Annotated in this window: 10 protein-coding genes; 7 read left to right on the forward strand and 3 right to left on the reverse strand. The window is 63.0% G+C overall.

Going from position 1 to position 11,543, the window contains the following annotated elements:
- Positions 1–16: 16 nt before the first annotated feature.
- A complete protein-coding gene (locus tag K9857_RS00080; RefSeq protein WP_224532869.1) occupies positions 17–934 on the reverse strand; it encodes a LysR family transcriptional regulator in 918 nt (305 codons plus the stop codon).
- A gap of 159 nt (positions 935–1,093) precedes the next feature.
- On the opposite strand from K9857_RS00080, the gene K9857_RS00085 reads away from it, so the two are divergent.
- From K9857_RS00085 to K9857_RS00110, 6 genes are all read left to right on the forward strand, one after another.
- Positions 1,094–1,852 (forward strand): 5-oxoprolinase subunit PxpA, encoded by a 759-nt coding sequence (locus K9857_RS00085; protein WP_224532870.1) that lies wholly within the window; start codon positions 1,094–1,096, stop codon positions 1,850–1,852.
- A gap of 114 nt (positions 1,853–1,966) precedes the next feature.
- Positions 1,967–2,212, forward strand: a complete 246-nt coding sequence (locus tag K9857_RS00090; RefSeq protein WP_224532871.1) for an acetyl-CoA carboxylase — start codon at positions 1,967–1,969, stop codon at positions 2,210–2,212.
- A 10-nt stretch (positions 2,213–2,222) separates the two neighbouring features.
- Entirely contained in the window at positions 2,223–3,596 is a 1,374-nt protein-coding gene (locus tag K9857_RS00095) for an acetyl-CoA carboxylase biotin carboxylase subunit (protein ID WP_224532872.1), read from the forward strand.
- The gene (locus K9857_RS00100) at positions 3,593–4,465 is read left to right on the forward strand and encodes a 5-oxoprolinase subunit B family protein (protein ID WP_175380092.1); all 873 of its coding nucleotides are present in this window, start codon (positions 3,593–3,595) and stop codon (positions 4,463–4,465) included. Before K9857_RS00095 ends, K9857_RS00100 begins: the two co-directional genes overlap by 4 nt.
- Positions 4,462–5,436, forward strand: coding sequence for a biotin-dependent carboxyltransferase family protein (locus tag K9857_RS00105; RefSeq protein WP_224532873.1), 975 nt, complete (start codon positions 4,462–4,464; stop codon positions 5,434–5,436). The genes K9857_RS00100 and K9857_RS00105 overlap by 4 nt, the downstream gene beginning before the upstream one ends.
- Before the next feature lie 111 nt (positions 5,437–5,547).
- The gene (locus K9857_RS00110; protein ID WP_224532874.1) at positions 5,548–6,870 is read left to right on the forward strand and encodes a purine-cytosine permease family protein; all 1,323 of its coding nucleotides are present in this window, start codon (positions 5,548–5,550) and stop codon (positions 6,868–6,870) included.
- Positions 6,871–7,023: 153 nt separating this feature from the next.
- Here K9857_RS00110 and K9857_RS00115 read toward each other — a convergent pair whose 3' ends face one another.
- Positions 7,024–8,727 carry an ABC transporter ATP-binding protein/permease gene (locus K9857_RS00115; RefSeq protein ID WP_224532875.1) on the reverse strand — a complete coding sequence of 568 codons (1,704 nt, stop codon included), beginning with the start codon at positions 8,725–8,727 and terminating at the stop codon, positions 7,024–7,026.
- A 223-nt stretch (positions 8,728–8,950) separates the two neighbouring features.
- Here K9857_RS00115 and fhuF point away from each other — a divergent pair, with 223 nt between their 5' ends.
- On the forward strand, positions 8,951–9,610 hold the full coding sequence (fhuF, locus tag K9857_RS00120; RefSeq protein ID WP_411961529.1) for a siderophore-iron reductase FhuF: 660 nt from the start codon (positions 8,951–8,953) through the stop codon (positions 9,608–9,610).
- 279 nt (positions 9,611–9,889) lie between these two features.
- Here the strand turns inward: fhuF and K9857_RS00125 are convergent, their stop codons facing one another.
- Entirely contained in the window at positions 9,890–11,542 is a 1,653-nt protein-coding gene (locus K9857_RS00125; protein WP_224532876.1) for a cyclic peptide export ABC transporter, read from the reverse strand.
- Position 11,543: the final 1 nt, after the last annotated feature.

Below are 11,543 nucleotides of genomic sequence, written 5' to 3' on the forward strand. Positions count from 1 at the left end.
CACCCCCTGTAGCGTTTCAGCGGCGTGCCGAATGCTGTTGCGGCGCCAGGAAAGCGTCGTGGAAGTAGGTGCGAAACGCCTGCATCGCCGGACTGAATTCGCGCTCGCGGTGCCAGGCCAGGCCGACGCTCATGGGGGTGACCTTGTCGGTGATGGTCACGGTTTCGATACGTTTACCTTCCAGCGACCACGGGCGGTGCACCAGGTCGGAGAGAATTGCCACGCCGCTGCCGTTGGCCACCATGCTGCGAACCGCTTCCACCGAACTGGTGCGGACCCGTACGTTGGGCTGCTGATGGGCATGTTCCCAGTAGCGCATGGCGCTTTGTTCGGCTTCGTCGACGGTCAGCAGGATGAACGGCTCCCTCGCCACATCGGCAAGGCTCACCGCCGAGCGCTCGCACAAAGGGTGGTGGCTGGGCAGCCACAGCCGGCGTTCGGAGTTGAACAGGGTTTCAGAGACGATGTCCGGGTGCGTCAGGTTCGCCGTGAGCACCACCGCCATGTCGAATTCGCCCTCCAGCAGGCCTTGCTCGATGGCCTGGCGTTCCCGTTCGTGGACTTCGATGGCCACGTCCGGGTGCCAGTGTTCCAGGCGTTGCAGATGGTGCGGCAGGAAGTAACCGATCACCGTGTAACTGGCCGCCACCCGCAACAGGCCACTGGCGCGCACGTCCGGCAGCGGGCTGTTCAGCGCATCATCGACGCTGCGCAGGATCACGTAGGCCCGATTGAGAAAATGCCGCCCGGCATCGGTCAGGCTCATGCCCTGGGCGGAGCGCTGGAACAACAGCGCGCCGAGCATGCCCTCCAGCTCCTTGATCGCGGTGGTCACCGCCGACTGGGAAATATTCAAATGGATCGCCGCCTGGGAGATCTGCCCGATCTCGGCAGTGGCGACGAAATAGCGAACCTGGCGCAGGGTCAGTGACATGAAAGCTCCGGTCGATGAGTTCCTGTTTTTCAGAAGCGATGTGTTTTTCAGAGCTATCTGTTTTTCAGAAGATGCCCCCTCTGATAATAGATTTTCCCAAGGGGTCGGCTGGAATTTAACGTGGCCTGCATGAAGTCACAAGCGTCAGGAGCAAGCGTCATGCAGGCAGTAGATTTCAATTCGGACATGGGCGAAGGCTTCGGGCCGTGGACCATCGGCGACGGCGTCGACAACGAACTGATGGGCTTCATCAGCTCGGCCAACGTCGCCACCGGCTTCCATGCCGGCGACCCCGGCACCATGCGTCGCACGGTCGAGCAGGCCAAGCGCCTGGGCGTGGCCGTCGGGGCCCATCCGGGCTTTCGCGACCTGGTCGGCTTCGGCCGTCGCCACATCAATGCACCGGCCCAGGAGCTGGTGGACGACATGCTCTATCAGCTGGGCGCCCTGCGCGAACTCGCCAAGGTTCAAGGCGTGGCCCTGCAACACATAAAACCCCACGGCGCGCTCTACATGCACCTGGCCCGGGACGAGGAAGCGGCGCGTTTGCTGGTGGAAAACCTGCAGCGCCTGGAGCCCGAGCTGCTGCTGTATTGCATGCCCGACTCGGCCATCTGGCGCATCGCCACGGAACTCGGCCAACCGGTGATTCGCGAGTTCTATGCCGACCGCGAGTACGACCTCAGCGGCTCCATCGTCTTCACCCGCAACGTGCGTGCCTACGACCCGGCGCAGGTAGCGGCGCGGGTACTGCGCGCCTGCCAGCAGGGCGTGGTGCGCACCGTGGAGGGCGAGGACCTGGCGATCGAATTCGACTCCATCTGCTTGCACAGCGACACACCCGGCGCACTGGCGCTGGTCGAGGCCACCCGCAAAGCGTTGGACGGCGCGGGGATCAAGGTGCGCGCACCGCGATAACCCACATCGCAACGCAATAACCAACAAGAACCACCTGGCACACAGACGTCAGGGTTTGCATCACACACAGATTTTTTTGCCTGCCTTTCTACAACTATTCCAAGAGGAACAGACATGGCGCAGCACACAGTCATCACCCCGTTGCCGGGGACCTTCTACCGCAAAGCCACCCCGGACTCGCCGAACTACGTCGAGGCCGGTGCCCAGGTCAGCGCCGACACGGTGATCGGCCTGATCGAGGTCATGAAGCAGTTTTCCGAACTGACCGCCGGCATGGCAGGGCGCCTTGACGCGTTTCTGGTCGAAGACGGTGATCCGGTGGAGCCGGGTCAGGTCATCGCCACACTCGAAGACGCGTGAGGGCACGACCATGACTCAAGGCATACGTAAATTGCTGATCGCCAACCGTGGCGAAATTGCCGTGCGGATCATCCGTGCCGCGAAAGCGCTGGGGATCCCCACCGTGGCGGCGTGCAGCGAAGCAGACGTCGATTCCCAGGCCGCGCGCATGGCCGACGAGGTGCACATCCTTGGCCCGGCCCGCGCCGACAAGAGCTACCTCAATGTCGAAGCGCTGCTCGGCGCCCTGAAGGCCACCGGCGCCAACGCGGTCCACCCGGGCTACGGCTTTCTCTCGGAGAACGCCGAATTCGCCGAAGCGGTGCAAGCCGCCGGGGCGATTTTCGTCGGCCCAAGCCCGGAGACTATTCGGCGCATGGGCGACAAGGCCGAAGCCCGGCGCACCGCACAAGCGGCGGGCGTGCCGGTGGTACCCGGCTCCCCCGATGAACTGTTCGATGTGGAATCGGCACTCAAAGCCGCCGAATCCGTCGGCTTCCCGCTGCTGATCAAGGCCTCGGCCGGTGGCGGCGGACGCGGGATTCGCCTGGCGGAAAACCCGCAGCAGTTAAGCGAAGAATTCCCCCGTTCCCAGCGCGAAGCCCAGGCCGCGTTCGGCAACGGCGCGGTGTATCTGGAGCGTTTCATCGGCAAGGCCCGGCACATCGAAGTGCAGGTGCTGGGCGATGGCAAGCACGCGGTGCACCTGTTTGAGCGCGAGTGTTCGCTGCAACGCCGTCGGCAGAAGATCTTCGAAGAGGCGCCGTCGCCGGTTCTTGATGCACAGCAGCGCGAGACTCTTTGCGCGAGTGCCGTGCGCCTGACCGAGGCCTTGGGTTATCAGGGCGCTGGCACCCTTGAGTATCTGTACGACGACGCCACCGGCGAGTTTTTCTTCATCGAGATGAACACGCGGATCCAGGTGGAGCACCCGGTCAGCGAGCTGATCACCGGCATCGATCTGGTCCAGGCCATGCTGCGCATCGCCGGTGGCGAACCGCTGGGCCTCAAGCAAAGCGATATCCGGCTCAACGGCGCGGCCCTGCAAATGCGCCTGAACGCCGAAGACCCGGCGCGGGATTTCTTCCCAAGCCCGGGGCTGGTGCAAGCGCTGAACTGGCCGCAAGGCGAGGGCGTGCGCGTCGACAGCCATCTGTATGAAGGCTACCGGGTGCCGCCATACTATGATTCGCTGCTGGCCAAGCTGATTGTCCATGGCAGCGATCGCGCCGAAGCCCTGGCCCGCGCGCGACTGGCCGTGGAGCAGACCACGCTCACCGGCATGGCCAGCACCTTGGCTCTGCACGGCGAGCTGCTGGAGCAACCCTGGTTGCACACCGCCGACTTCCACACCGGCACTTTGGAAACCTGGCTGGCCGAGCGCCGCAGCGGAGGTGAAGCATGAGCAGTCCGATTCGCTACAGCTTTGGCGCTGACGAACACCTGTTTGCCGAAGTCAGCGACAGCATGTCCCTGGAAGCCTTCTTCAAGGGCATGGCGGTCACCCGTGCGGTGGAGCGTCTGGCCCTCGATGGCGTGCTCGACGTGTGCCTGGCCAACGCCTCGTTCCAGATCCGTTTCGACCCGGACCGTATCGCCCCGGCCGATCTGCTTGAAGCGGTGAAGGGCGCCGAAGCCGAGGCCGTGGCCGAGCGCACCCTGCACACCCGGATCATCGAGATTCCGGTGCTCTACAACGATCCCTGGACCCACGAAACCCTGATGCGCTTTCGCGACCGTCATCAGGACCCGAGCGCCACGGATCTGGAATACGCCGCACGAATCAACGGCCTGGCCGATGTCGAGGCGTTCATCGCCGCCCACAGTGGCGCGCCGTGGTTCGTCTCGATGGTGGGTTTCGTGGCGGGTCTGCCGTTCATGTTCCAGATGGTCGAACGCGAACGCCAGTTGCAGGTACCCAAGTACCTGCGGCCGCGCACCGACACACCGAAACTGACCCTGGGCCATGGCGGCTGCTTCGGTTGCATCTACTCGGTGCGTGGCGCCGGTGGCTACCAGATGTTCGGCGTGACCCCGGCACCAATCTACGATCCGCAGCAGAACCTGGCGTACCTGAAGGAACACATGGTGTTCTTCCGTCCCGGCGACATCGTGCAGTTCAAGCCGATGGACCGCGAGGCCTATGACCAGGCGGTGGCCGAGGTCGAAGCGGGGCGCTTCGATCTGCGCATCCGTCCGGTGGAATTCTCGCTCGATGCGTTCCTCGCCGACCCGATCGGCTATCCCAAGTCGCTGCAGGAGGTGCTGGCATGATCAAGGTACTCAAACCCGGTCTGGCCACCTCGGTGCAGGACCTTGGCCGCGAAGGCTATTACCACCTGGGCATCCCGCCTTCCGGAGCGCTGGACCAGTACGCCCTGAGCGCGGCCAACCAGTTGGTGGGCAACCCGGCCAATTCGGCGGCGCTGGAATGCACGCTGCTGGGGCCGGAGCTGGAATTCACGCAGGATGCGCTGGTGGCGGTGTGCGGTGCGCACATGACGCCGAAGGTCGATGGCGTGGACATGCACCTGGACACCGCCTTCGAGGTGAAGGCCGGGCAGGTGTTGCGTTTCGATTTCCCCAAGGCTGGCGCCCGGGCTTATCTGGCGGTGGCCGGCGGCATCGATGTGCCGGTGGTGCTCGGCAGCCGTTCCACCTATGCGCTGGGGGCGCTGGGCGGTTTTCAGGGGCGCAGGCTGGCGGTCGGTGACGAATTGCCGGTGGGCGTCGCCAGCGGCAAGGGCCGCGTCGGGGCCAGTCTGCCCATGGCGCTGCGTCAGTCGCTGGGCGGGGAAATCACCCTGCGGGTGGTGCCGGGGCTGTACTACGACCGCTTGACCCCAGCGGCGGCGGACAGCTTTTTCGCCGAAGCCTGGACCGTCGGCTCGGAAGCGGATCGCATCGGTTATCGCTTCAAGGGCGGCAGTCCGCTGAGCTTCCAGCCTCGCGAGCAGCCGTTCGGTGCCGGTTCCGATCCTTCGAACATTGTCGACAGCTGTTACCCCATCGGTTCGATCCAGGTGCCGGCAGGTCTGGAACCCATCGTGCTGCACCGCGATGCGGTGTCCGGTGGCGGCTACGCGATGATCGGCACGGTGATCAGCGCCGACCTCGACCTGATCGGCCAGATGCAACCCAACCAGAAGGCCCGCTTCGTCGCGGTGACCCTGGAAGAGGCACTGGAAGCCCGACGTTCCTACAAGAAAAAACTCAGCTGCCTGAGCAAGCTGTTCCCTTCCTGATTCTGCCCGCCGCACGGCGCGGGTAAAGCCAAAAGACCAGCCAACGCCGCACTTCGGTGCGGTGGCGGCTGCCCGCGCTTCAACCTCTGACTGGTTTTGGAGATCACGCATATGGCTGCTTTATCGCAATCGAGTCAAACCGGGCAGGACCCGGCCAATCACCCCGTTCCTACCGAAGCGCGCATGGGCCGACTGTCGCTGACCATGGCCTGGTGGGCGGTGTGCAGCGCGATGTTCTACATCGTGGTCGGGGCGTCCCTGGCGCTGTCCTACGGCGCGCGCAATGCGCTGATCGGCATGGTGTTGTCGGTGATCAGCTACGGGCTGGTCAACAGCGTGCTCAGCCGCTTCGCGGTGCGCAGCGGCTTGTCGGTGGCGTTATTCTCGCGGCTGCTGTTCGGCAGTACCGGAGCGTGCCTGGCGACACTGATCTTCTTCTCCACGGCGATCTATTACGCGGTGTTCGAGGGCTCGGTGATCGCCGTGGCACTCAATCATCTGTACCCGGAGCTGGTATATCCGCTGGCCGCGCTGCTGGTGGTGCTGTACAGCGTGCCTATGATTCAGGGCAGCGTGCAGCACTGGCTGGACAAGCTCAACGGCGTGCTGCTGCCGGTGTACCTCGGCGGCCTGCTGGTGGCGGTGGGCTTGTCGATCAGCCGTTACGGCTACCAGTCGCAATGGCTGGATTTCGGCCCGGCGACGCCCGCTGCGTTCGGCTGGTGGGACTGCTTCGTGGCCTACATGGGCGTGTGGATCCTGATGCTGTTCACCTTCGACTACGCCCGTTTCGGCAAACCGGATGACGCCGAATACCACGGTCGCTGGAACTTCGGCATGCCGTTCTACATGGTGACCTTCCTGCTCAATGGCGCGGCGGGCATCTACCTGGTTAGCAGCATTCCCCACGAAGGTGCGCTGAACGAGGTGTCGGTGGTCATGGCGATCCTGCAGTTGATGGGCCTGTGGGGGCTGCTGTTCGTCTGGGCCACGCAAACCCGGATCAACACCGCCAACTACTACCTGGCGACCCTGAACATGCAGGCCTTCTTCGCCCGCTTCGGCCTGCGTGCCTCGTACCTGGTGTGGGCGGTGGCAGTGGGGGTGATCGTCTACGGGCTGATGCTGGCGGATGTGTTTGCCTACCTGCTCAAGGCGTTGGCCTATCAGGGGATCTTCGTGGTGGCCTGGGTGGGCGTGGCGCTGGCGCAGATTGTCTATGGACGTTATGACGCCGGGTCGCTGGAGCGGGTGTCGGCGTTCAATCCAGTGGGGCTGAGTGCGTGGTTTGGGGCTACGGCGTTGGGGCTGGCGCTGATGTTTTCGGCCGGTGGCTTGAGCAGCTTTTCCGCGCCGGCGACGGTGGTGGTGGCTTTTGTGTTGCAGGCGGGGCTGGCGCGTCGGGGGCGGGTGCAGGTGGGGGTGGTGCAGTAGTAAAAGAAGTATCTCTGGCGAGGGGGCTTGTCGAAACGTCGCACTGCCCCGTTGGACTGCGCAGCAGTCCCATCTTTTTGGGGCCGCTTCGCAGCCCAACGGGGGTAACCCCCCTCGCCACAAGGTATGTGTTCCGCTTAACTAACTGTTTGTTCAGACCGGCTGCTCAACCCTGCGATGCAACCACCGCGCTTCGCTCTGCAACTCCAGCACCTGCCAATGAAACCGCTCCAGCGACGCGTTGTGCCCGACGCTGATCAGAATCGTCTCCGGCAACGTCTGCTTGAGCAATTGATAACACCGCGCCTCGTTCGCCGCATCCAGCGCCGAACTGCTCTCGTCCAGAAACAGCACCGAAGGCCGAGCCAGCAGGGCGCGGACGAAGGCGCAGCGTTGCTGTTCGCCGACGCTCAGGGTCTGCGACCAGTCGTGCTCCTGATCCAGTTGCTCGCTCAGGTGCTGCAGGCCGATTTGCTGCATGGTCTGGCGCAGGGTGGCGTCGGCTTCGTGATCCGGCGGGTTGGGGTACCACAGCGCTTCGCGCAGGCTGCCCAGGGGCAGGTAGGGTTTTTGCGAGAGGGTCAGGGCGCGACTGCGGTCATAGCTGATGGAACCGCTGGCATGGGGCCAGAGCCCTGTGAGGGTGCGGATGAAGGTCGATTTTCCATAGCCCGACGGTGCGCTGATCAGCAGGCTGTCGCCGGGCTTGAGGGAAAGATTGAAGCCATCGAACAGGCGGCGGCCGTTGGGCAGCCAGATGTCCAGATCCTTGATCTCCAGGCCTTCGACCTGATGGCCGGCGACCACATTCGACTGCACCTCGACCTTGTCCAGGCGCTCCTGGAAACCGATCAACCGGTCGATCACCGATTTCCACGCCGACAGCTCCGGGAACACCTCCACCAGATAGGCGATAGCCGAGTGCACTTCGCCGAAGGCGGCGCTGATCTGGGTCAGGCGTCCCAAGGGGAAGGCGCCAGCGAAGAACTGCGGCGCCATGATGAACATCGGGATGACCGTGGCGCTGCGCAGATAGAAAGTCGAGTAGCCCATGATCAGCTTCTGCTTTTTCACCAGCGCCCAGAAGTTCACCAGCGCCGCTTCCAGGCGTTGATTGAACCGCTGGTTTTCAACCGCTTCGCCCTTGTACAGAGCCACCGAATCGGCGTTCTCCCGCAGGCGCATCAGCGAGAAACGAAAGTCCGCTTCGCGCCGTTGTTGCAGGAAGTTCAGTCGCGGCAAGGCTCGACCCAGCCAGAACGCCAGCCCGGTGCCGGCCAGCGCATAGACAATCGCGATCCACACCAACAATCCCGGGATGACCACCGAATCACCGGCGAATGGCACGCTGACCAAAGCCGAGGCCTGCCAGATGATGTGCAGGAAGGAGAACAGCGAGACCACCGAGGTCAAAAGGCCCAGGGTCAGTTTCAACGATTTGACGATGAACAGATCGATGTCTTCGGCGATCCGCTGGTCGGGGTTGTCGACTTCGGTCTCGGTCAGTTTGAGTTTCTGGTAACGCTGGCTGCCCAGCCATTGCTCGAGCAGGTTGTGGGTGGCCCAGCGACGCCAGCGCAACGTCAGCTTCTGCTGGAAGTGAAACGCGGCGACGGTAAAGGTGGCAGTGCCGATCTGCAGCAGGATGAACTGCACGCTGCCGACGATGAAACCGTGGTAATCCAGGGCCTGCAAGGCGTTGTAGAAGTGCAGGTTCCAGAAGTTGGTCAGGATGTTGACCCCCACCAGGCACAGGGTCATCACCACCGTGGCCACCAGCAACAGCCAGGCCCGGTACTTTTCTTCCGAGGCCCAGAAAGGCCGTGCGAGACGCCAGAAATTGCGGAGTGTTTGCATGAGGTCTTGTCGGGCCCGGTCGCTAGCGACGTTGAGTTTGCGAGAGAGGGACGATACGATCGGCCAATGCTAATGGTTTGCAATAATTAGGGAAAGTCACGGGAGACCCGTCATCGAATTTCCAGAATGGCTCAGTCAGGCCTGGCCGCCAATAAAGCGCGTCATCCAGCGTGAACCCGGTGATCATCCTTGCGTTCCCCTCAATCGGCTTGCCGATCCTGCGGTGCTGCAACCGCTGCTGACACGCTTTGCCCTGCTGTATCCGGGGGTGAACAGGGCGGCGGTGGTTTCGCAGTGGTCGATGAACTACATGAGTATCGTCCTGCCGGCGACTTTTGCCTGCGTGCTGACACGCAGTGGCGCGATCGACTTCTGGAACGGGGAGTTCGTGCTGGTTCACGATGACGGGCAGCCCAAGGCGTTGGGACTGGCCGAGCCACTGCAGGTCCTCGCAGTTGAAGACCGCGCCGCCTATTGGTCGCGCTTGATCCATGAACACCTGACGCCGCTGTTCGCCACCCTGGCTGCTGCCGGTGGTCTGGCACCAAAAATCCTCTGGGGCAATATGGTCGCGATCTGGGATGGCGCCTTCGCGCGGATGGACCCTGATCTGTCCCGGGACGGCTTCGCCGATGCCCATGCCTGTCTGGAGCCGGTCACGGTCAATGACGGGCGCTTGAAGCTGCGCGGCCTGCAGTGGATGGTCGAATCTCCTGCGCCGGAAGTGTGCCCGCAACTGCCGCTGCGCCGGCATTGCTGCCTGCATTACCAGCTGCACGCGCCGGTCGAAGGCGAGCCCGCGGTCCTCTGCGAATCCTGCCCCAAACTGCACCGTTTGCCGCTGGCGGAGCAGGTCAGTTATCTGCATTACATCTACGAGTAAACCCATTACATGAGCCTGACACCGAATCTGTAGGAGCGAGGCTTGCCCGCGAAAGCGGTGTGTCAGCCACCATTGCAGTCGGCTGAACTGACGCCTTCGCGGGCAAGCCTCGCTCCTACAGGGTTTTGGGTTGTTTGAAGGATTTGTGGCAGGCATGGAACCTGTGGGAGCGGGCTTGCTCGCGAAGGCGGTGTGTCAGTCGCCATTGAAGTCGACTGAACTGACGCATTCGCGGGCAAGCCCGCTCCCACAGGGGGTTTGTGTTGTGCCCGAATGTCGTTAGGGGTAGACCTTGGCCATGGTCGGTGAATCCACATCCGACTGAGGGGTGATCTCGCTCAACGTCCCGTTCTCCACCCGAATCAACCGATCGGCGAGGCCAAAATACGCATCATCATGTGAAATCACGATCACCAGCTTCCCGCGCTCGCGCAGGTCGGTGAGGATGCGGTGGTAGAAGAAGTGCTTGAACACCGGGTCCTGGTCCGCCGCCCATTCATCGAACAGGTAGCACGGGCGATCGTCCAGCCAGGCGCTGAGCAGGGCCAGGCGTTTGCGTTGGCCGGTGGACAGGGCCAGGGTGGTCAGCTGTCCGTTCTCGATCTGCACCTTGTGGTCCAGCTGCAGATTCACCAGATACTCCTGCGCCTGCTGTATGCGCTGCGGATCGTCGCCGTGCAGCAGATTTTCGAACAGACAGAAGTCGGTAAAGATCGCCGAGAAATGCTGGCGGTAATGATGATTGTCATTGGCTGACGACACCTGCTCATCAAGCACGATGTCCCCATTCTCCGGACGGTAAAGCCCGGTCAGCAACATGGCCAGGGTGGTTTTGCCGCTGCCGTTACCGCCGGTGATGAACACCGTTTCCCCGGCATTGAGCGTCAGGTCGATCGGCCCGAAGGTGAAATGCCCGTCCTCGCGCTCGCGGTAGTAGGTGTGGGCGACCTGGCGGCAGACCAGGCTGCGCACCTGGGTCGGCGGAATCGACTCGACGACCTCGCTGGCACTTTCCATTTCGCCTTCCAGCGCCCGGATCTTGTTCAGCGCAACACTGGCCCGACCGAGGGTGGGCAGGGCGTGCATCAGCTCCGACAGCGGCGTGATCATGTAAAGAATGGCCAGAATAAAACCGGTCACCAGACTGGTGCTCAGCTCGATGAACTGCGGCGCCACGAACAGCACCACGCCGATCAACATGTAGAACACCGCATTGCCCCAGTTCAGCACCACGGCATAGATGCTCATGCCACGCACGAAATCCTGGCGATATTGCTTGCTCACCGGCAACAGCAGGTGGCTGAAGAAATGCTGGCGGCGCGGATGATTCAGTTGCAGTTCCTTGCTGCCGTCGGTGAGCAGGCGGTACTGATCGAACAGCTGATCCTTCAACTCACGGGCCTTTGAGATCGACGTCAGCGCCCGACGCTGCGGCCAGTTGAAACTGAGGCTGCCCAGCACAATCAGCGTCAGCGTCAGCACCAGCAACGGAAAGCTCAGCCAGCCCAGATACCCCAGGCAGGCGGCGATGATCCCGGCGTTGACCAGCAGAATCGGCACCAGCTCCACCGCCTGACTGATGGTCTGGGTATCGTCGGTCAGCATCGCCAGCAGGCGATGCTTGCCCAGGCGCTGCAACTGGGCGTACGGCGTGTCGATCAGCTTGGCGCTCAGGTGCAGGCGCATGTCGTGCACCGCGCCCTGGCCCAGGCGCAGCAGGCTGACATCGGCAATCACCCGCGACACCGCGACCAGCAGCACGAGCCCTGCGAAGTACCAGCCATCTGCCGGACGCAACTGGTCGAACACTTCAAGGCTGTGATTGATGGAGGCGATCAGGCCCGCCGCCGCCAAACCACAGACCAGGCCGGTCAGGGTCGCGATCAGCAGCGCGCGCCATGAACGTTTGGCCATGAGAATCAACAAATCCATT

The organism is Pseudomonas sp. REP124, from assembly GCF_020164475.1.
Lineage (GTDB): Bacteria > Pseudomonadota > Gammaproteobacteria > Pseudomonadales > Pseudomonadaceae > Aquipseudomonas.